The 20,967-nt window shown below is 67.0% G+C and carries 17 protein-coding genes; 14 read left to right on the top strand and 3 right to left on the bottom strand.

The features are described from left to right. The first annotated feature begins 452 nt into the window (after window positions 1-452). The 6 genes from mihF (at window position 453) to ACFYOW_RS04805 (ending at window position 7,325) form a co-directional block, all read left to right on the top strand. A complete protein-coding gene (mihF, locus tag ACFYOW_RS04830) occupies window positions 453-770 on the top strand; it encodes an integration host factor, actinobacterial type (RefSeq protein ID WP_062993489.1) in 318 nt (105 codons plus the stop codon). 8 nt (window positions 771-778) lie between these two features. Continuing rightward, window positions 779-1,363 (top strand): guanylate kinase, encoded by a 585-nt coding sequence (gene gmk, locus ACFYOW_RS04825; RefSeq protein WP_387284561.1) that lies wholly within the window; start codon window positions 779-781, stop codon window positions 1,361-1,363. A gap of 59 nt (window positions 1,364-1,422) precedes the next feature. Then, window positions 1,423-1,704 carry a DNA-directed RNA polymerase subunit omega gene (gene rpoZ / locus ACFYOW_RS04820; protein ID WP_040692158.1) on the top strand — a complete coding sequence of 94 codons (282 nt, stop codon included), beginning with the start codon at window positions 1,423-1,425 and terminating at the stop codon, window positions 1,702-1,704. A 25-nt stretch (window positions 1,705-1,729) separates the two neighbouring features. Beyond that, entirely contained in the window at window positions 1,730-2,953 is a 1,224-nt protein-coding gene (gene coaBC, locus ACFYOW_RS04815; protein WP_063043186.1) for a bifunctional phosphopantothenoylcysteine decarboxylase/phosphopantothenate--cysteine ligase CoaBC, read from the top strand. A gap of 287 nt (window positions 2,954-3,240) precedes the next feature. Further along, on the top strand, window positions 3,241-4,455 hold the full coding sequence (gene metK / locus ACFYOW_RS04810) for a methionine adenosyltransferase (RefSeq protein WP_387284559.1): 1,215 nt from the start codon (window positions 3,241-3,243) through the stop codon (window positions 4,453-4,455). Between the two features lie 305 nt (window positions 4,456-4,760). Further along, window positions 4,761-7,325: a primosomal protein N' gene (locus tag ACFYOW_RS04805; RefSeq protein ID WP_387286009.1), complete on the top strand. Its 2,565-nt coding sequence runs from the start codon at window positions 4,761-4,763 to the stop codon at window positions 7,323-7,325. Window positions 7,326-8,198: 873 nt separating this feature from the next. Here the strand turns inward: ACFYOW_RS04805 and ACFYOW_RS04800 are convergent. Then, entirely contained in the window at window positions 8,199-9,044 is an 846-nt protein-coding gene (locus tag ACFYOW_RS04800) for an NAD(P)H-binding protein (protein ID WP_387284557.1), read from the bottom strand. A 74-nt stretch (window positions 9,045-9,118) separates the two neighbouring features. Here ACFYOW_RS04800 and ACFYOW_RS04795 point away from each other — a divergent pair, with 74 nt between their 5' ends. The 5 genes from ACFYOW_RS04795 (at window position 9,119) to ACFYOW_RS04775 (ending at window position 13,613) form a co-directional block, all read left to right on the top strand. Beyond that, on the top strand, window positions 9,119-9,709 hold the full coding sequence (locus ACFYOW_RS04795; RefSeq protein WP_387284555.1) for a TetR/AcrR family transcriptional regulator: 591 nt from the start codon (window positions 9,119-9,121) through the stop codon (window positions 9,707-9,709). A 225-nt stretch (window positions 9,710-9,934) separates the two neighbouring features. Continuing rightward, entirely contained in the window at window positions 9,935-10,591 is a 657-nt protein-coding gene (locus tag ACFYOW_RS04790; protein WP_327099924.1) for a PadR family transcriptional regulator, read from the top strand. 203 nt (window positions 10,592-10,794) lie between these two features. Next, on the top strand, window positions 10,795-11,703 hold the full coding sequence (locus ACFYOW_RS04785) for an esterase/lipase family protein (RefSeq protein ID WP_387284553.1): 909 nt from the start codon (window positions 10,795-10,797) through the stop codon (window positions 11,701-11,703). A 91-nt stretch (window positions 11,704-11,794) separates the two neighbouring features. Next, entirely contained in the window at window positions 11,795-12,484 is a 690-nt protein-coding gene (locus ACFYOW_RS04780) for a TetR/AcrR family transcriptional regulator C-terminal domain-containing protein (RefSeq protein WP_387284552.1), read from the top strand. 94 nt (window positions 12,485-12,578) lie between these two features. Beyond that, a complete protein-coding gene (locus tag ACFYOW_RS04775) occupies window positions 12,579-13,613 on the top strand; it encodes an NAD(P)-dependent alcohol dehydrogenase (protein ID WP_387284550.1) in 1,035 nt (344 codons plus the stop codon). 4 nt (window positions 13,614-13,617) lie between these two features. Here the strand turns inward: ACFYOW_RS04775 and ACFYOW_RS04770 are convergent, their stop codons facing one another. Then, window positions 13,618-15,570 (bottom strand): VWA domain-containing protein, encoded by a 1,953-nt coding sequence (locus ACFYOW_RS04770; protein ID WP_387284548.1) that lies wholly within the window; start codon window positions 15,568-15,570, stop codon window positions 13,618-13,620. Next, window positions 15,567-16,961: a sigma 54-interacting transcriptional regulator gene (locus ACFYOW_RS04765; protein WP_387284546.1), complete on the bottom strand. Its 1,395-nt coding sequence runs from the start codon at window positions 16,959-16,961 to the stop codon at window positions 15,567-15,569. The genes ACFYOW_RS04770 and ACFYOW_RS04765 overlap by 4 nt, the downstream gene beginning before the upstream one ends. A gap of 228 nt (window positions 16,962-17,189) precedes the next feature. Here ACFYOW_RS04765 and def point away from each other — a divergent pair, with 228 nt between their 5' ends. The 3 genes from def to ACFYOW_RS04750 all read left to right on the top strand — a co-directional run bounded on the left by def (window position 17,190) and on the right by ACFYOW_RS04750 (window position 20,679). After that, window positions 17,190-17,753, top strand: a complete 564-nt coding sequence (gene def / locus ACFYOW_RS04760; RefSeq protein WP_387284545.1) for a peptide deformylase — start codon at window positions 17,190-17,192, stop codon at window positions 17,751-17,753. After that, on the top strand, window positions 17,753-18,676 hold the full coding sequence (gene fmt, locus ACFYOW_RS04755; RefSeq protein ID WP_387284543.1) for a methionyl-tRNA formyltransferase: 924 nt from the start codon (window positions 17,753-17,755) through the stop codon (window positions 18,674-18,676). The genes def and fmt overlap by 1 nt, the downstream gene beginning before the upstream one ends. Before the next feature lie 686 nt (window positions 18,677-19,362). Next, on the top strand, window positions 19,363-20,679 hold the full coding sequence (locus ACFYOW_RS04750; RefSeq protein WP_387284541.1) for an RsmB/NOP family class I SAM-dependent RNA methyltransferase: 1,317 nt from the start codon (window positions 19,363-19,365) through the stop codon (window positions 20,677-20,679). The last annotated feature ends 288 nt before the right edge of the window (window positions 20,680-20,967 follow it).

Raw genomic sequence — 20,967 nt, 5'->3', positions numbered from 1 at the left:
CTCCCGCCGTGCTGTGGTCCAGGCGAATGCCAGGATTTTGTGGCGATCCGCGAGTCCGGTGTCGGTTCGGGAGGTACGGAAGCCTGAAATCGGTCATTTCGAGCCTCCGACACGCGCAAGAACAACGCGACACGCGGAAAAATCCTAGAAAATTCCAGGTCGGACACGTGACGGGTTGCTGGTCTGATGCAGGTTGGCGCCGCAACCACTCCGCTAACCCACTTTCGGCATGAAAAAGCCCTGCTAGCGGGGCATTTCGAGATTTCGACGGTAGGATCACCGCAGCGATCGACGCGCTGTGCGCATCCCGCCGGGCCCACCCTTACGACATCGGCGAATCATGCGCTGACCTGGGGGGTGGGTTCGCAATCGGGCAACGTCGTGGGTACGGTCGCTGAGACTGCTGGGTTACCGGCAGGAGTTGATGCAATGAACGATGAGACGGAGGAACCGTGGCCCTTCCCCAGCTGACTGACGAGCAGCGCGCCGCTGCTTTGGAGAAGGCGGCTGCCGCTCGCCGTGCTCGGGCGGAGCTCAAGGAGCGCCTGAAGCGTGGCGGCACCGACCTGAAGCAGGTCCTCACCGACGCCGAAACCGACGAGATCCTCGGCAAGATGAAGGTGTCGGCGCTGCTGGAGGCCCTGCCCAAGGTGGGCAAGGTCAAGGCGGCGGAGATCATGAGCGAGCTGGAGATCGCCCCCACCCGGCGTCTGCGCGGACTGGGTGATCGGCAGCGCAAGGCGCTGCTCGCCCGATTCGACTTCGCCTGACCACCAAGGTGGTCGAACACACGCGGAAGGGTCGACTGGTAGTACTGGTCGGCCCCTCGGCCGTGGGCAAGTCGACCGTGGTCCGCTGCGTCCGCGAGCGACTGCCCCGACTGGTCTTCAGCGTGTCGGCGACAACCCGGGCCCCCCGGCCCGGGGAGGTCGACGGCCGCGACTACCGGTTCGTGTCCCGGGAGGAGTTCGACGCCATGATCGCGGCGGGCGAACTCCTCGAGTGGGCTGATATCCACGGGGGACTGCAGCGCTCGGGTACACCGGCGAAACCGGTGCGTGACGCGCTCGCCGCCGGCCTGCCGGTGCTCGTCGAGGTGGACCTCGAGGGCGCGCGGTCGGTGCGCAAGGCCATGTCGGAGGCGCTGCTGGTATTTCTCGCCCCGCCCAGCTGGGAGGAACTGGTTTCCCGGCTGACTGCGCGGGGTACCGAATCACCCGAGGTGATCGCCCGCAGGTTGGAGACCGCCAGGACGGAATTGGCGGCCTGTGACGAGTTCGACATCGTCATAGTGAACGACGAGGTGACCAGCGCCTGTGAGCAGTTGGTATCGTTGTTCGTTAGCACAAATTCGAGTTCGTGACCCGCACTCTCGGAAAAACCACCCAGCCCGAAGAACCGATCCCCGCAGGAGCCCTCTCAGTGAGCAGTACGGACATCAAGCCCGCGCCCGCATACGACACTCCGGTCGGCCTCACCAACCCGCCGATCGACGAGTTGCTCGAGCGCACGTCGTCCAAGTACGCGCTGGTGATCTACGCGGCCAAGCGGGCCCGTCAGATCAACGACTACTACAACCAGCTCGGCGACGGCATCCTCGAATACGTCGGCCCGCTGGTCGAGCCGGGTCTGCAGGAGAAGCCGCTGTCGGTCGCGATGCGTGAGATCCACTCCGACCTGCTCGAGCACTCCGAAGGCGAGTAACAACCACATCTAGGCCGGAGGCGTAGTGACCACACGGATCGTCGTCGGCGTCGGCGGAGGGATCGCCGCCTATAAGGCCTGTTCGATCGTGCGCCGGTTCACCGAGACCGGGCACCAGGTACGGGTGATCCCCACCGAGTCGGCGCTGCAGTTCGTCGGTAAGGCAACCTTCGAGGCGCTGTCCGGGAATCCGGTGCACACCGATGTGTTCACCGATGTCCCCGAGGTGCCGCATGTGCGATTGGGCCAGGAGGCGGACCTTGTGGTCATCGCTCCGGCGACCGCCGATCTGATGGCGCGTGCCGCACAGGGCCGCGCCGACGATCTACTCACCGCCACCTTGCTGACGGCCCGATGTCCGGTGTTGTTCGCGCCCGCGATGCATACCGAGATGTGGGAGCATCCGGCCACCGTCGCCAATGTCGCGACGCTGCGCGCGCACGGTGCGATCGTCATGGAACCCGCGTCGGGCCGGTTGACCGGTACCGATACGGGGCCCGGCCGGTTGCCCGAGCCCGAGGAGATCTTCGGGCTGGCGACGCTGCTGCTGGAACGCGCCGACGCCATCCCGCGTGATCTGGCGGGCCGCCGCGTGGTGATCACCGCGGGCGGCACCAGGGAACCGCTGGATCCGGTGCGTTTCCTCGGCAATCGCAGCTCCGGCAAGCAGGGCTACGCATTGGCCAGGGTCGCCGCGCAGCGCGGCGCCCACGTCACGTTGATCGCGGGCAACACGATCGAGATGGCCGCACCCGCCGCCGTCGATCTGGTGCACATCACCACCGCCGAACAGCTCAAGACCGCCGTCGAGAAGCATGCGCTCGGTGCGGACGCGGTGATCATGGCCGCGGCCGTCGCCGACTTCCGGCCGACCACCGTGGCCGCGGCCAAGATCAAGAAGGGCGCGCACGAGCCCGACGTGATCCCGCTGACCAAGACCGACGATATTCTCGCCGGACTCGTTCAGTCGCGACGTGATGGTCAGCTACCCGGAACCGCGATCGTCGGGTTCGCCGCCGAGACCGGTGACGAGCACGGCGATGTGCTCACGCACGCGCGGGCCAAACTGGCGCGTAAGGGCTGTGATCTGCTGGTCGTCAACGCGGTCGGCGAGGGCAAGGCCTTCGAGGTCGACACCAACGACGGCTGGCTACTCGGTGCCGACGGCACCGAACAGGCGCTCGACCACGGATCGAAGGCATTGCTCGCGAGCCGGGTGCTGGACGCACTCGGTCCGCTGCTGCGCTGAGACCCGTTGCGGCGCTTGGTTTGTGCTGTGCATCGAGGATGTCCGGTGGATACACCGCCGCGTGATGGTTAGGCTGTTGTCGACCGCAACCCGGACTGGTCGATGTGTTGGAGGCTGGAGCCCCGGCCCGACATATCGACGGATTTCAATAGTCTGAGACAGTTGCCTGTCGTCAACCCCGTCGCGTCGGTGGTTTGGAATAGTCTGAATGAAGGGTTGTGCGGTGGCCGCATCGCGTTACCGTCGCAATCCGATACGAGTAACCCGTTGAGGGAGAGGGAAGAACTGTGCCCACGTCTGGCAGCCGCCTTTTCACCAGTGAGTCCGTGACCGAAGGTCATCCGGACAAGATCTGTGACGCCATCAGCGATTCCATCCTCGACGCCCTGCTCGCGGCGGATCCGCGTAGCCGGGTCGCGGTGGAAACTCTCGTGACCACCGGCCAGGTGCACGTCGCGGGTGAGGTAACCACGTCGGCTTATGCGGATATTCCGAAAATTGTCCGCGAAAAGGTTCTGGAAATCGGATACGACTCGTCCGCAAAGGGTTTCGACGGAAATTCCTGCGGTGTGAATATTGCCATCGGCGCACAGTCGCCGGATATCGCACAGGGCGTCGACACCTCGCACGAGGCGCGTACCGCCGGTTCGGATGACGAGATCGAGCGGCAGGGCGCCGGCGACCAGGGCCTGATGTTCGGCTACGCCAACACCGACACTCCCGAGCTGATGCCGCTGCCGATCGCGCTCGCGCACCGGCTCTCGCGCCGGCTGACCGAGGTTCGCAAGTCGGGTGTGCTGCCGTACCTGCGTCCCGACGGTAAGACCCAGGTCACCATCGAATACGACGGCGACCGTCCGGTCCGCCTGGATACGGTCGTGATCTCCACGCAGCACGCCGCCGATATCGACCTGGACAACTTGCTGGCACCTGATATCCGCGAGAAGGTCGTCGACGTGGTGCTCGCCGATCTTGATCTGCCCGCGCCGCTGGATGTCTCCGATATTCGCCTGCTGGTGAACCCGACCGGCAAGTTCGTTCTCGGTGGTCCGATGGGCGATGCCGGCCTGACCGGCCGCAAGATCATCGTCGACACCTACGGCGGCATGGCTCGTCACGGTGGCGGCGCGTTCTCCGGTAAGGATCCGTCGAAGGTGGACCGCTCGGCCGCCTACGCCATGCGCTGGGTCGCCAAGAACGTCGTCGCGGCCGGACTCGCCGAACGGGTCGAGGTCCAGGTCGCCTACGCCATCGGCAAGGCCGCACCGGTCGGTCTGTTCGTCGAAACCTTCGGCACCGAGAAGGTCGATCCGGCGCGTATCGCCACGGCCATCACCGAGGTCTTCGATCTGCGTCCCGGCGCGATCATCCGCGACCTCGACCTGCTGCGCCCGATCTACGCGCCGACCGCCGCCTACGGCCACTTCGGCCGCACCGACGTCGACCTGCCCTGGGAGCACACCGACCGCGCCGACAAACTGCGCGCAGCCGTCGGCCTGTAGGAGTAGCCGAAATGGATATGCCGACCTGCCCTGGGAGGCCCTGCCGGATGCGCGCCGACAAGCTGCGCGCAGCCGTCGGCCTGTAGGAGTAGCCGAAATGGATATGCCGACCTGCCCTGGGAGGCCCTGCCGGATGCGCGCCGACAAGCTGCGTGCAGCCGTCGGCCTGTAGGAGTAGCCGATATGGATATGCCGACCTGTCCTGGGAGGCCCTGCCTGATGCGCGCCGACAAGCTGCGCGCAGCCGTCGGCCTGTAGGCATATCGGGGGCCCGCGTGCACGAACCCACAGCGGACCTCACCGCCGTGGCTTCCACAGGGGCGGGAGCCACGGCAACGCACGATTCGACAGCAGCGGGACACCCGATCGCCCGGGTACTCCCGCTGCTGTCGCCTGCTCACCTGGACCGCGACTTCGACTATCTGGTTCCCCCTGAGCTGGACGAAATCGCCCAACCCGGCGTCCGAGTCCGCGTCCGTTTCGCGGGCCGTCTCGTCGACGGGTATCTGCTGGCCCGCCTATCGCACAGCGACCACACCGGGAAAATGGTCAAACTCGAACGCGTGGTCTCCGCCGAACGCGTCCTGACCCCGGAAATCCTGAAACTGGCCACCGCCGTGGCGGCCCGCTACGCAGGGACCCGCGCGGATGTTCTGCGGCTCGCGATTCCGCCCCGGCATGCGCGCACCGAGAACGGTGGCTCGAAGAAGGCGGCCGTATCGTCCTCTCCCGGCTCACCGTCACCAGATCCCACGCTGGTGACTGATTCGGCAGCATTGGCTGCTGACGCTGTCGGGCCTGCTGGAACTTCGAATGCCGCAGCGGCGGTGGCGGATTCGCGTGACCTGCCGACGGGGGGTGATTCGGCGACGGGGGCCGATTCTGTCGAATCCGCTGCGTCCGACGATGCGGTCGCGGCGCTCGATCATTCCGTCGATGCGCCGACGTTGGCTGGCGAGGACGAGGCGGTCGACGTTCGCGATCGGTTCGGTACTGCTCCGGTGCCCTCGCGCTCGGCCGATCATGTGACGGCTGCTGGTGTTGGATCGGAGTCGCTGTCGGCGGATTCGATCGAATCGGTGGTGGATTCTGGTGCCGTGACGTCGGCACGGCAGGACGGTGTCGCGGCCGCCGACGGACGAGGGGAGGCGGAACCGGAGGGTGCTGACGCGTCGGTGGGTGAGCGCGCTGACGTTGCTGCTGGATCAGCGAATATTGTTGCGGTACTGGCTGATTCGGGTGGCGCCGGTATGCCGGACGGTGTGGAACTGCGGCCGTGGGAGCGCTACATCCATGGGGCGGCGTTTGTGTCGGCGCTGGGGCAGGGGAAAGGGGTGCGGGCGGGGTGGCAGGCGCTGCCTGGGGAGGATTGGGCGCGGCGGTTGGCGGAATTGGCGGCGGTTGTCGTGGGGCGGGGGCGCAGCGTGATTCTGATTGTCCCGGATCAGCGGGATCTGGATCGGGTGCTGGCGGAATGTGTTCGGCTGGTGGGGGATTCGGCGGTCGGGTTGGCTGCGGGGTTGGGGCCGGCCGCGCGGTATCGGCGGTGGTTGGCGGCATTGCGGGGGACCGCACGGGTGATTGTCGGGACGCGCAGTGCGGTGTTCGCTCCCGCAATTGATCTCGGGTTGATCGCGATCTGGGACGACGGCGACGACACCTATGCCGAGCCTCGAGCGCCGTATCCGCATGCGCGCGAGGTCGCGATGCTGCGGGCACATGACACCGGGGCGGCATTCGTCGCGGCCGGATTCGCGCGGACGGCGGAGATCCAGGCGGTGGTCGATTCGGGGTGGGCGCACGACCTGGTGGCCGATCGTGCTGTGGTGCGCAAATATTCCCCGCGCATCAGCGCGCCGGGTGACTCCGATATCGCCATGGAGCGTGACCCGGTCGCGCGCGCGGTCCGCATTCCCGCCGTTGGTTACGCTGCCGCGCGATCCGCGCTGAAGGAAGGTGCCGCGGTGCTGGTGCAGGTGCCGCGGCGCGGATATATTCCGGCGCTGGCCTGCGCCAAATGCCGTACGCCCGCACGATGTCGGCACTGCAATGGCCCACTTTCCTTGCCGGATGGGCGAGCTGGGCATCGCAGCGAGACCGCGCACAGTCCAGCATGTCGTTGGTGCGGTATCACCGAGGCCGCCTTCCGCTGTCCTGCTTGTGCTTCCAGAGCGCTACGTGCGGTGGTGATCGGTTCGGCCCGGACCGCTGAGGAACTCGGTCGGGCCTTTCCCGGCGTACCGATTCGCGGATCCAGCGGCGGCGCCGTACTCGACACGGTGGAACCGGGACCGCAGGTGATCGTGGCGACCGTCGGCGCCGAACCGGTGCTGCCCGGCGGCTACGGCGTTGCACTGCTGCTCGACGGTTGGGCGCTGCTGAGCCGCGCGGACCTGCGCGCCGCCGAGGACGCCCTGCGTCGCTGGATGTCGGCGGCCACCCTGGTGCGCAATCACGGCCAGGTCATCGTGATGGCCGAACCTTCGCTACCTACCGTCCAGGCGCTACTGCGCTGGGATCCGGTCGGCCACGCCCGCGCCGAGGTGGCCGCCCGCGCCGAGGTCGGCTTCCCTCCCGCCGTCCGCATGGCCGCCATCGACGGCACCTCCGACTCCATCGCCGAATTGCTCTCCGCCGCAAAGCTTCCCGACCATGTCGACATCCTCGGCCCCGTACCCCTCCCGCCCGGCGCCCGCAAGCCCTTCGACAGCGGCGATACCCCCGCCGAAGTCGAACGCATGCTCCTGCGCGTACACCGCACCTCCGGCGCCACTCTGGCCCGCGCCCTCACGGCCGCCCAGGCCGTCCGCAGCACCCACCGCTCCGACGCCCCGCTCCGCGTCCAAATCGACCCTGTCGACATCGGCTGATCCCCCGACGAGACCGTGGCGCTCACCGTCGCCGACGACCACGCCCAACTCGCCCAGAGAACGAGCGCGAACAGCAAGAGCGCGGTCTGTGAACTTGTAAGCCGTCCGTGCAGGCTCGGCCGGGGGCGTTCCGTGCTGCGACGAATTTCGGCCGGTGGCGCGACTGTTCTGGTGAGAGTCCTAGGACGTCGTACGACGCTGCCCGACACTGGACCACGGAGGGACACTATGACGACCACGCCGAACGACCCGACCACTGCGCTGCCCGGCCGCCCGCCCGTGGTTTGAGACCACGGGCCGTTGGGACGAGGTGGCCGCCTACGTCGAGTTCATGGGCTACACCTAGGCCCGGTACTCGGTGCGCGACATGGACGAGCCGGTCGGCGGCAGCGTGGCTACCTCACCTACGTCCTGCGCGACGGGGATCGCGTGTTTGTCACCTACTCCACGACCGGCTGTGGCAACGAGCGGGTCAACGTGCCCTTGGGCCTGCTCGACATGATGCCCTACGGCTGCGGCAAGGCGTGGGCGGACAAACCCGCGGGCTGTTCCGAGGACGCAGCCCCTCGGAACAGCCCTGGCGCTCGGACGCGGGCGGGAACGCCACGTGGGGCCCGGCCAGCCGCCCCGTATCGCACTCGCCCCGGCGCGACCCCGTGCAGACCCTCGGCAGGCACGACCACCACCACTGAACACGCCTTTGTCGGCCGCATCGGCACAAGGTGTGCCAGTACTCGTCATGCCCAGCTCGCGGCCAGGGGCGGTGATCGTCTCTCACGGCGGCACCTCTACCTCGACGACAAGCTGCTCTCCCTCGGCGTCGATGTGCGAGATCGCAAGGGCGAGTGCCAGATTCGAGTCGCTGGCAAGGGGTTAGCCGAAGATGGCGCGATTGCGTTGCGCCCATTCGGCATACGATGTCGCGGGCCGTCCGAGCACCCGCTCGACATCGGTGCTGACCTGCTGCTCGGCCGGCGTCGGCGTGCCGAGGATATCGAGCGTGCCATCCGCCACATCCTCCGGCATGAATCGCAACATGCCGGAACGTGCCTGCTCACGGGTCAATTCGACGAATCGCAGCGAAATTCCCAACGCCTCTTTGACGGCTTGGGCCTGCTGGCGCGGACTGATCGCGGCGGGACCGGTCAGTTCATAGGTGCGTCCGGAATGGCCGTCCGTACGCAATACAGTTGCGGCGACCTCGGCGATATCTTCGGGATCGATGGCGGGCAGTGCGGTATCGGCGAAGGGTGCGGCAATCACCTGCTCGGCCCGGATCGACTCGATCCACGCGTATGTGTTGGAGAAGAATCCGGTGGGCCGCAGGGTCGTCCAGTTCAACTCCGATCGCTGCAGCGCGGACTCGAACGCATGCAGTCGAGCATGTGAGGCCAGTCCGGGCCGGGTACCCGTCGCCTGCGACGACAGCAGCACCACCTTCTTGACTCCACCCGCCGCGGCGACCTCGATGAACCGCGCCGGATCGGGTCCGGTCACCAGCTGCGGCCCGGTCAGCAGCAGGAAGAGCGCATCCGCGTTTTCGATTGCGGGGGAGAGGCTTTCGGGATCGGCGAGATCGGCCCGCTGATGCCGCACGCCGTCGGGCACGACGATGTCCTGATTCCCGCGGGATACGGCGGTCACCCGCGCACCGGCGGTGGCGAGGTGGCGCACGAGGGTACGTCCGATATTGCCGGTCGCTCCGGTCACTACGATCACGTTCACTCCTGAGTTAGTTGGCTGACTTAAACGAACGTAGCCGATGGATCCAACGCTTGTCTATAGTTAGTTGCGTGACTAACTCAGTCGAAGGTCGGCGCGCGACGCCCAAGGCGGGCAAGCGTGAACGCCTCGCCGCCGCGGCCGCCCAGGTGTTCCACGAGCAGGGCGTCGAAAAGACGACCATCGCCGATATCGCACGGGTCGCCGATGTTCCGCTCGGCAATGTGTACTACTACTTCAAGACCAAGGATCAGCTGGTCGAGGCGGCACTCGGCGCGCACGCGCAGACGCTGCAGGAGTTGATTGCCGTGCTCGAGCAGTACGACGAGCCGCAAGACCGGCTGAAGGCGCTGGTCCACGGCTGGGTGGACCAGCGTGACCGCGCCGTGCGATTCGGTTGCCCCACTGGAACTTTGGCCTCGGAGCTGGGTAAACGTGGCGACGGCCTGGAGTTGGCATCGGCGGCGAGTATTCGCACGCTGCTCGACTGGATCGAGCAGCAGTTCACGGCGATGGGTCGCGTGGATGCGGGGGAACTCGCGGTTGCGCTGTTCGCCGCCTATCAGGGGATCTCGTTGCTGACCAATACCTTCCGTGATCCGGAACTCATGGTGACCGAGGGGCATCGGCTCGAGCGCTGGATCGATTCGCTTGCGCCATAACCAGTAGCGGCAGCGCTTCGACTTGCCACGCGACATTCGGTGGTGACTTGCTACACGGGGCCATGTGCCAAGTCCCTACGCGGGCCGCGCCATCGACCGATGCGCGGCCCATTGCTCATTTCAGAGCGCTCGGTCGGTTCGTGTCGCCGATCACCCTTGCGCGCGATGCATTGCCGATATATCGTCGATAGCGTGAGATATACACGAGAGCCCAAGGAGGCTGACATGGAGAACATCGAATACGGAGAATTCAGAGGTCGTGGTCGCTGGCGGAAGCCTGGTCACGACGAGGGTGACGCCGGTCGTCGCCAGCATCGCCGCGGTGGGCGGCACGGTTTCGGACCCGAGTTCGGACCGGGCTTCGGTCCTGGTTTCGGGCCCGGCTTCGGTCCGGGATTCGGACGTGGGCGCGGCCGCGGTGGCCGGGGCAGGCGCGGTGACGTGCGTGCCGCGGTGTTGTTGCTGCTCACCGAGCGTCCGATGCACGGCTACGAGCTGATCCAGCAGATCAGGGAGCGCAGCGACGATGTCTGGCGCCCGAGCCCGGGATCCATCTACCCGGCGCTCGCGCAGCTCGAGGACGAGGGGCTGGTGCTCATCGAGAAGGTCGCCGGTCGCAAGACCGCGAAGCTCACCGACGCGGGCGAGACCTACGTCGCCGAGCATCGGGACGAACTCGGCGATCCCTGGGCCGATGTCAAGGAGGACGTCGGCACTCAGGCGATGGATCTGCGCGCGTTGATCGGACAGCTGATGGGTGCGGCCGCTCAGGTCGCGGCGGCGGGTACTCCGCAGCAGGCGGCTCGGGCCGCGGAGGTGCTCACCGAGGCGCGTAAATCGCTATACCGCATTCTCGCCGAGGACGACGCCCCCGAAAAGTAATGGCAGTGTGAAACGCCGCCTGAGCGTGCACTTTTCGAGCGGATCGGGTACATCATTGTGATATGGAACAGCCGATTGGTCAGTGGGGTTGGGGAGTATCACAGTTCAGGCGAGTGGTGTCTGCCGGTGTTTTGGCCGGAGCCGTCTTCTTCGGCTCCGGCGCGGCACCCATAGCAAGTGCCGAACCAGCTGATCCAGCGCCCGTGAGTGCGCAGATCGCCGGATATCGCCCGCCGGATGTACCCACCCAAATCGGTCCGTCCCAATCGGACCACCTGGCCGCGGCGGTGTATCAGAAGGCGCACAAGAACGTGGCGCCGGCTGGTACCAACAACTTCGACTGCAAGCCGACCCCCGAGCATCCCCGCCCGGTCGTCCTGGCGCACGGCACCGATTCCTCGGCGTACTCCGACTGGGCGGCCATCGGCCCGCAGATCTCGGCGCTCGGCTTCTGTGTATTCGCACTCAACTATGGCGGTGCACCGGGCAAAGACACCTGGGGTACCGAGGACATGTGGGTGAGCGCCTATCAGTTCGGCGCATTCGTCGACCAGGTACTGGCTGCCACCAATGCCACCCAGGTCGATATCGTCGGATTTTCCCAGGGCGCCAACGTCACTCGCTACTACGTGAACAAGCTCGGTGGCGCGCCGAAGGTCGGTCAGTGGATCGGCCTCGCATCGCCGAGCTACGGCGGGGTGATGTACGGACTGGTGCCGGTGGCGCAGTCGATTCCGGGTGCGCTGCAAGCCTTCGCGCAGGTCACCTCCCTCGCGGCGGTGCAGCAGGTGCAGGGCTCGCCGCTGATGATCGAACTGAATGCGGGCGGTGACACCGTGCCCGGCCCGCACTACGTGACCATCGGCAGCCGAGTCGACGAGATGATCCAGCCGTTCAGCAATATCGCACTGCACGGCCCGAACGTGGAGAACATCGCACTGCAAGACGAATGCGCGATCGACCAGACCGGTCACTTCCACATGGTCTACGACCCATTCGTGCAGGAACTGTTGCTGCGGACGCTGGACCCGGTCCACGCACCGGCTCCGACGTGCCGAGAGGTGCCGCTCGGCACCGGCATTCCCGAGGTCATCATCGCCGGACATTCCTGAACGCGCAGTTCGGGCGACCGGGCGGAGGTATCGACCCTCCGCCCGGCCCAGCTGTCCATGCCGGACTTACGCCCTATGGGAGGATGCGTAAGTGGCGGCCGAAGTCGAGTCTCGAATCCCATTGAGCCGGATGCGAGTACTTTCCACGGCGATCGGCGTCGCTGACAAGAGTGGTATCGAAGCGCTGACTATGCGTCGGTTGGCGGAACTGCTCGGGGTCGAGGCGATGTCGCTATATCACCACGTGGCGAACAAGGAAGACGTGCTGGACGGCGTCGTCGACGTCATCGCGGGGGAGATCAACGAGGTCGTTGCCGACATCGATGTGCCCGCCGCAGGCGCCGCGTGGAAGCAGGCCGTGCGGCAGCGGATTCTGTCCGCACGCGAGGTGCTGCTCCGACATCCATGGGCGCCCGGTGTTTTCCAGACGCGGACCAATACGAGCCAGGCAGTGCTGCGCTACTACGACGGCCTGCTCGGGCTGATGCGCGAAGGTGGCTTCTCCTACGACCAGATCCACCACGCGATGCATGTGCTCGGTAGTCGGGCACTGGGTTTCACCCAGGAGTTGTTCGATCCCGGCGACGGACCGATGGATGCCGAAGCCGTGGCCGCGCTCGAGGGAATGGCCGAGGCGCTCCCGAATCTGGTCGGGATGTTGCGAGAGGTTGCCCACGACGATCCGGACTCGACGCTGGGTTGGTGTGATGACCAATTCGAATTCGAATTCGCGCTGGATCTGATTCTCGACGGTCTCGACCGTCTGCGTGAGTCTGCTTGATCTGCAACTTGATCTGCAACGACTTCGGTCGGCATGGCTCGCGGCAGCCATTGACGAGCCTTACAACGTAAGGGTACCTTACGTTGTAAGGCTCATGAGCGCGGGTGGCGTCTCGGTGCCGAGATCTGAGGAGAACATGATGAAGGCCTATGTCCTTCGCACATTCGGACCACCGGAACAGCTGGCTCTCACCGATATCGACCAGCCGGTACCCGCCGACGACGAGGTGTTGGTTCGGGTGCGTGCGACCTCGGTCCAGCCCTATGACTGGCACTTCCTACGCGGCGAGCCGTATATCGCGCGGCTGATGGGTGGCGGCGTCGGATTGCGCAAGCCGTCCATCGCCATCCTTGGCGCGGACGTGGCGGGGGTGGTCGAAGCTGTCGGCACGGCGGTTACCGGATTCCAGCCCGGCGACGAGGTATTCGCGATGCTCGAGGGGGGCGGCTTCGCCGAGTACGTATGTGTCCGGGAAAACGAATTGGCGCCGAAGCCGAAGAACCTGTCGTTCGAGCAGGCGGCCGCGGTACCGCTGGCGGCCAATACCGCGCTGGTGGCCCTGCGTGACGAGGGACGGATCCAAGCCGGGCAGCGGGTATTGATCAATGGCGCGTCGGGAGGTGTCGGCACGTTCGCCGTACAACTCGCGCATGCGTTCGGCGCGGTAGTCACCGGTATCTGTGGCACGCGGAACATCGAGCTGATCCGCTCGCTCGGTGCGGATGCGGTAATCGACTACACCGCAGCGGATTTCACGCGCAACGGGCAGCGCTACGACCTGCTGGTGGATATCGCGGGAAGCCGCTCGATGTCGGCATGTCGCCGTGTGCTGACCGCCAAGGGCACCTATGTCGCGGTCGGCGGGCCGGCGGGTCGTTGGGTGCAACCCGCCGGGCGGATGTTCGCGGCGTTGGCGCTCGCGCCGTTCATCTCGCAGCGAGTCGTGCTGGCGGAGGTGACCCGATGCACTCGGAACAGGGAAAACCTCATGGCGCTTACCGAGCTCATCGAGGACGGAAAGATCACCCCGGTTATCGACCGGACCTATCCCCTCACCGAAATACCGGCGGCCGTGCGCTACCAGGAGGAAGGCCATGCCACCGGAAAGGTGGTCGTGGTCGACGACTAGCGGATCAACCGCGCCTGCCGTGCAGGTAGTCGCTGACCACGGCGGCGCCGAGTCCATCCAGGTCCGGGGCGACGACGCGACCGCCGCTGCGGCGGGCCACCAAATCGACGAATGCGGCCAGGCTCGGATCCTCGCCGAGCATGAAGACGGTGACCGACGCGCCGAGCTTGGCCAGGGCGTCGACCTGGGCCATTGTCACGGCCAGGGTGCGCGGTGCGGGCGGCCAATTGAAGTACGCCGCACCGTTCGGTTCCAGGTGCGCGGTCGGCTCGCCATCGGTCACGACGAGTACGACGGGCACCGCGTCCGGATGTCTGCGCAGATGGCGTGCGGCCAGCAGTAATGCGTGGTGCAGGTTGGTGCCCTGTTCCCAAACGCCTTCCAGCGCAGTCAGTTCGCCGATATCGACGGTGGTGGCGTGCCGACCGAAGGTGATCAGGCTCAGTGCGTCGGAGCGGAACCGGGTGCTGATCAGCTGGTGTACCGCGAGGGCAGTGCGTTTCATCGGCAGCCATCTGCCCTCCTGCACCATCGACCACGAGGTGTCGACGCAGAGCGCAACAGCGGCCCGGGAGCGCTGTTCGGTTTCCATGATCTCGACATCTGACACGTCGAGCGTGACGCCGCGACGGCCCACCGACATCGAGCGCAGCACCGCATTGCGCACCGTCCTCGGTACGTCCCACGGTTCGGTATCGCCGAACTGCCATGCCCGGGTGGCGCCGGTCGGCTCGCCCGCCGCGCCGGCCAACCGGGTATCCCGCTCGCCGCGCCGGGACCGCAACTGCCCGATGACATCGCGCAGCGCGGTCTCACCGAGCCGTCGTAAAGCCTTGGGCGTCAACCGAAGCGAGCCGTCCGGTGCTCGTTCGAATACGCCTTGTCTGCGCAGTTCGCGTTCCAGTTCGGCCAGCCGGGCGGCATCCACGCTCGCGTCGTCGCCGAGTTGCCGGGCCAGGGCGTCCAGATCGATATCCTCGAGGCTGGCGCCCGGATAGGACTGGCTGAGCTGTTCGGCGAGCGCGTCGAGTTCGGCGAGATCCTGCAGGGCTTGGGTGCCCGCACCGAGGCCCAATGGATCGTTGCCCCGAAACCGCTGGGCGGAGTCCCAGTCCTCGCCCGGCCGCAGCGCCCGCAGCGCGGCGTCGAGGGCGGCGACCTGCTGGGCAATGCGCGGATCGCCGAATGCCTGCCCCATCAGCTCGGCCAGTTCGGCTTGCTGCTCGGCGGACATCGAGTTCAACATGCGTTGTGCCGCGGCGGACCTGGCGGCGAGCGCGTCGATCAGTTCATCGGTATCGCGCGGATTCTCCGGGAAGAATTCGCCGTGCTCGGCCATGAATTCGGCGAACTGCTGTTCGGTGTCTTCGCCTCTCGCATGCGCCGCGAGCAGGTCGTTCAGATCCGATAGCATGCGTCCGACGCGCTCGACATCCTCGGGAGTGGTGCTCTCCAGGGCCTGTTTCATGCCCTGGAACCGGGATTCGAGCAGTTCCTGACCGAGCAGGTCGCGGATCTTCTGGTAGTTTTCCCTGCCGGCTTCGGATCGCCATTGGTAATCGGCGAGTTCGTTGACGGCGGCCGCGGTGCTCGGCGGCAAGGCATCCAGCTGTGCCTCGGCGAACCTGGCATCGTCGGAAGGATCCGGAAACAATTCGCGGCGTTCGGCTTTCAGAGCCTGTTCCAGCAGTTCACGGACCTGTTGCAGGGTGCCGTCGAGCCGGTGTCGTCTACTGATCTCGGCGCGGCGCTGCCACACCTGCCGGGTGAGCTCATCGAGCCCCCGCATTTCGCGCATACCGCGGCGCAGCAACTCCTCCAGTGCGGTGCGGGGGGAGCTGCCCTCCATCACGTCGCGCCCGATCTGGTCCAGCGCCTCGCGCAGATCGAGCGGAGGCGCCAGTGGATCGGGTCCGTCGTGATAGGGCCCGTAGGCGTAGCGGTCGGGCGCGGTCATGAGCCGTACACCGCGACGCCGTCGTCGGAGTCCTTGGCTATCTGACGAGCCAGATAAAGGGCTTCCAGCGCGAATTCGACCGCAGACGCGATGCGGGCCGGCGGTTCGTCGGCGCCGATGCCGAGCCGACGCGCCACCTCGTGCAGGACAGGCAGCTCCGGCAACGCGGAGAGCACATCCTTGCCCGGGACTCGTTCGCCGGTGGTGACGAGATGGCCGTCGCCGACCGCCTCCGCCAGCGGCCGCAGATTCAGCCCACCGAGCAGCGCACTCCCGGCCTCGGCGAACGAACGCCGCATCAGGTGTGTGAGATGCTCCTGCTCACGACCTTCCTCTCCGGACTCGAATTCCAGCTTGCCGCGCAATACCGCGGGCACGGATTCGAGGTCGACGGGTCGCGCGACCGCGGGACGCTCGCCGGTGAGCGCCGATCTGCGCAGTGCGGCAGCCGCCACCGTCTCGGCGGCGGCCACCGCGAATCGGGCGGATACGCCGGAGCGCTGGTCGATCGCGGACGATTCGCGCAGGTGCCGCACGAACCGGGCGAGCACCTCGATCAGCGGGTCGCCGACCTCGGCCACCAATTCGGCCTCCTGCCGGACCAGCGCCACCTCGGCCGGCACGCTCAACGGATAGTGGGTGCGGATCTCCGCGCCGAACCGGTCCTTCAGCGGGGTGATGATCCGGCCTCGGTTGGTGTAATCCTCGGGGTTGGCGGTGGCGACGAGCAGCACGTCGAGAGGTAGTCGGAGGGTGTAACCGCGGACCTGGATATCGCGCTCCTCCATCACATTCAGCAACCCGACCTGGATGCGTTCGGCGAGATCGGGCAATTCGTTGATGGCGACGATGCCGCGGTGCGCGCGCGGTATGAGTCCGAAGTGGATGGTCTCGGGATCGCCGAGGCTGCGGCCCTCGGCCACCTTGACCGGATCGACATCGCCGATCAGGTCACCGACCGAGGTGTCCGGAGTTGCGAGTTTCTCCGCATAGCGCTCGGAGCGGTGCCGCCAGGTGACCGGCAGGTCGTCGCCCAACTCCTCGGCCAATCGGCGACCGGCCGGGCTGATCGGCGCGAGCGGATGCTCGCCCAGTTCGGTACCCGCGATGACGGGTGTCCACTCGTCGAGCAGGCCGATCATGGTGCGCAGCAGTCGGGTCTTGCCCTGGCCGCGCTCACCGAGCAGTACGACGTCGTGGCCGGCCAGCAGTGCACGTTCCAGCTGTGGCAGGACGGTCCGATCGAAGCCGACGATGCCCGGCCACGGATCGTCGCCGGAACCCAACCGGGACAACAGGTTCTCGCGAATCTCGGACTTCACGCTGCGCGGCAGATGGCCGCCCGCGCGCAACTCGCCGACGGTGGTCGGCATGTGCTCAGGAACAATCACCCCATCGACGCTACGTCGGTTCGGCGACGCGGTCGACGTTCAGCGTGCTTGGAAACAAGCCGGAAATAACCTTGACAAGCACAGGCGGCCGGGCGGAGGGGTGAACACCCCGCCCGGACCGCATTGGAGTTCTACCAGCTTTTTCCCGTTCGGTCGGGGAGATCGGTGTGAACGGTGTCGCTCTCTAGAATGAATCGACCGTGTTCATCGTTTTGGGGAGCCGCCACCGTGACCATTCAGCCCGTTCGCCTCTTCGGCGATCCCATCCTGCGATCACGTGCGGCGGAGGTCACCGAATTCGATCGTGAGCTGCGGCAGTTGGTCACCGACCTGACCGAGACCATGCACGATGACGGCGGGGTCGGGATGGCGGCGCCGCAGATCGGCGTCGGGCTGCGGGTTTTCGTCTACGACACCGAGGACGCCAGCGGGCATCTGATCAATCCGACCTACGAGGTAGTGGGTGTGGAGGAGCAGGTCGGGCCCGAGGGCTGCCTGTCCATTCCCGGGCTGCGCTATGACACGCGCCGCGCGCTGCGGGTGCGGGCCACCGGTGTCGATGTGAACGGTAAGCCGGTGGAATTCGCGGCCGAGGGCCTGCTGGCACGCTGCGTACAGCACGAGACCGATCATTTGGACGGTGTGCTGTTCATCGATCGGCTCGATCCCGCGCAGCGCAAGGAGGCGATGCGCACCATTCGCGAATCCGATTGGTTCAGCGCGGGTATCACCGTGCGCAGTTCGCGTGCGCTCGGCTCGACCGAGGCCGGACTGTTCGGACGGGGCCGCTGATGCGCATCGTCTTCGCGGGCACACCGGAACCGGCGGTCCCGTCGCTGCAGCGTTTCATCGATTCGGAGCGGCACGAGGTGCTCGCCGTGCTGACCCGCCCCGATGCCATCGCGGGGCGCGGGCGCAAGGTGCAGCGGTCGCCGGTCGGGCGGCTCGCCGATGAGCACGGCATTCCCGTGCTGACGCCGCGGCGTCCGGCCGAGCCCGAATTCATCGAGCTGCTCACCGAACTGGCGCCGGACTGCTGCCCGGTCGTGGCCTACGGTGCGCTGCTGCCGCAGCAGGTGCTCGATATTCCGCGCTTCGGCTGGATCAATCTGCACTTCTCGCTGCTGCCCGCATGGCGTGGCGCGGCTCCGGTGCAGGCGTCGATCGACGCGGGCGACGAGATCACCGGCGCGTCCACGTTCCAGATCGAGGCGGGCCTGGACACCGGCCCAGTCTTCGGTGTGGTGACAGAAAAGATCGCGGTGACCGATACCGCGGGCTCGTTGCTCGACCGGCTCGCGAATACCGGGGCGGTGCTGCTCGAGAAAACGCTCGACGGCGTGGAAGACGGGACGCTGCAAGCCGTTCCGCAAGCGCATGACGGTGTTTCCTACGCACCCAAGGTGCCGGTCGAGGCCGGGCACATCCGCTGGGATCAGCCCGCGCTGGCGATCAACCGCCGCATTCGCTCGGTTACCCCCGCACCCGGTGCCTGGACCGAGGTGAACGGCACCCGCTTGAAGGTCGGTCCCGTCGAGATGGTCGAGGAAGTCCTGCCGGAACGGACGATCGAGGTCCGCAAGTCCGGCGTCTTCGTCGGCACCGCAACCACCGCGGTCCGCCTCGATCAGGTTCAGCCGCAAGGCAAACGCATGATGCCGGCCCTCGACTGGGCCCGCGGTGCGCGCCTGCAGCCCGGCGCGGTGGTCGAGTGACCACGAATCGCAAGTCCGCCGAGAAATCCGTCGACGGCGGTTGGCTCGCCCGCACGACGTCAGCGAAAAGTAGTGCACAACAGAAGAATTCGCAGTCCATACGGCGCGACGACGAAGCCCGACCGTGGCGCACCGACCAGATCCGCGGCGCTGCGCCGCGGACCCAATCAGAGCGGCGGAATATGACCGATCAGCGCAAGTCCGCATCATCGGGGGACAGTTCGTCGCAGCGCAAAGGTTCGGGCTCGGCGCCGGGCAAAGGCTCGGTGCGCGGTGGATGGCAGGGCGGTCGAGCCGGCGGGCAGGACGATCCGGCGAGGCGTGGCGATGCCACGAGGCGGTCTTCGGCACGGGATGACAGCACCCGGGACGCGAGACGGTCCGGCGATGACTCGCGCGGGGGCGCGTCATCTTCAGCGGACCGGCGTGGTCGTTCACACGAGCGCGATGCGGCGTCCGGCGGGCAGCGGCGGGTCAACCGCCCGGCGAAGTCCAGTTCGGCGGGATCGAACGAGGGGCGACAAGCTGCGGGTGGTGATGAGCGGCGTTCGAATCGAACTCAGGGTTCGGCTGCAGCGGCAGGCGGAGGCGGCCGAGCCGGTGGCGCTTCGGGCAGGCGTGCCGACACACCGAAAGGTCGTGGGCGGCAAAAGGATTCGGGTGCACACGGCGATCCTGTACGGCTGGTGGCGCGAGACGTGTTGCGGGCGGTGCGGGAGCGCGACGCTTACGCGAATCTGGTGCTGCCAGGGCTGCTGCGCGACCGGCGGATTTCGGGGCGGGATGCGGCGTTGGCGACTGAACTGACCTACGGGGCCTGCCGTTCACTCGGGCTGCTGGACGCGGTGATCGCGGCGGGCGCTGGGCGGCCGGTCGACGAGATCGATGGGCCGCTGCTGGATGTGCTGCGGCTCGGGGTGTATCAGTTGCTGCGTACCCGGATCGGGGCGCATGCGGCGGTGGATACCTCGGTGGAATTGGCGCGCACGGAGTTCGGTGCGGGCAAAGCGGGTTTCGTGAATGCCGTGCTGCGGCGGGCGGGGGAGAAGTCCGTCGACGAGTGGGTGGACGAGCTCGCGCCGCGAGATCCGGTGGGCCGGTTGGCATTCGAATTCGCACATCCGGTGTGGATCGCGCAGGCATTCGCGGATGCGCTCGGCGCGCGGGCCGGGGAACTGCGGGACGTGCTGGCAGCCGACGATGCTCGTCCGATCGTGCATCTGGTCGCTCGTCCCGGCGATATCACCGCCGAGGAACTGGCCCTGGTGACCGGCGGCGAAGAGGGCAAGTGGTCGCCGTACGCGGTCTACCTCGACAGCGGCGGCGATCCCGGCAAGCTGGAGCCGGTCCGCGAAGCTATGGCGGCAGTACAGGACGAGGGCAGTCAACTCGTCGCACTCGCGCTGACCCGCGCGGAACTGGACGGTCCGGACAACGGCCGCTGGCTGGACCTGTGCGCCGGACCCGGCGGCAAGGCGGCCCTGCTCGGCGCGATCGCCGCAATCGACGGCCACCGCGTCGACGCGGTCGAACCGGCAGAACACCGCGCCGAGCTGGTCCGCAAGACCGTCCGCGACCTACCCGTCGACGTGCACGTCGCAGACGGCCGCAATAGTGGCCTAACTCCTGGCTACGACCGCATCCTCGTAGACGCTCCGTGCACCGGCCTCGGCGCACTGCGTCGCCGCCCGGAGGCCCGCTGGCGGCGCACGTCCGCCGACGTCGCCGAACTGGTCGTCCTGCAGCGCGAACTCCTCGCCGCCGCATGGGACCTCCTGCGCCCCGGCGGCGTAGTCCTTTACTCGACCTGCTCCCCACACCTCCTGGAGACGGTCGCCGTTGTCGCCGACGCCGCCCGCCGCACCGGCGCCATCCAACTCGACACCCGCGACCTCCTCCCTGGCGTCACCGATATCGGCGACGGCCCCGGCGCCCAACTCTGGCCGCACCGCCACGGCACCGACGCCATGTTCCTGGCCGCCTTGCGCAAGCCTCTGGAGTAGCACCAGATCGGAGGCGCGCCCAGCGGCCTGCGGCATTCGGCTCGGCAATCGAGCGGCGACGGGTCGCGACTTGGTGCCAGGTGCGACACGGGATGCGCACCGCCGGGTGGCGACGCCATGTTCGTGGCTGTGCTGCGTACGCATGTCGGGTAGCAGCTCATCCGAGGCACCTCTGGTAACTTTCCAGGGTCCCGTTGGCAGTCAGCCTGGTAGCAGACTGTGCCGCTTGCGGTTTGTCGCGCATCCGGATGGCCCGCTGGATCGCCGCATGCGTGCCACATCAACATC

It is taken from the genome of Nocardia sp. NPDC006982 (assembly GCF_042869435.1).
Classification (GTDB): Bacteria; Actinomycetota; Actinomycetes; order Mycobacteriales; family Mycobacteriaceae; genus Nocardia.
This window is presented reverse-complemented; position numbering and strand designations above follow the sequence as displayed.

Excerpts from the sequence above, each read along its gene's own strand:
- ACFYOW_RS04790 (WP_327099924.1), top strand. The coding sequence starts at position 9,935 with ATGGAGAACATCGAATACGGAGAATTCAGAGGTCGTGGTCGCTGGCGG.
- ACFYOW_RS04775 (WP_387284550.1), top strand. The coding sequence starts at position 12,579 with ATGAGCGCGGGTGGCGTCTCGGTGCCGAGATCTGAGGAGAACATGATG.
- ACFYOW_RS04770 (WP_387284548.1), bottom strand. The coding sequence starts at position 15,570 with ATGACCGCGCCCGACCGCTACGCCTACGGGCCCTATCACGACGGACCC.
- fmt (WP_387284543.1), top strand. The coding sequence starts at position 17,753 with ATGCGCATCGTCTTCGCGGGCACACCGGAACCGGCGGTCCCGTCGCTG.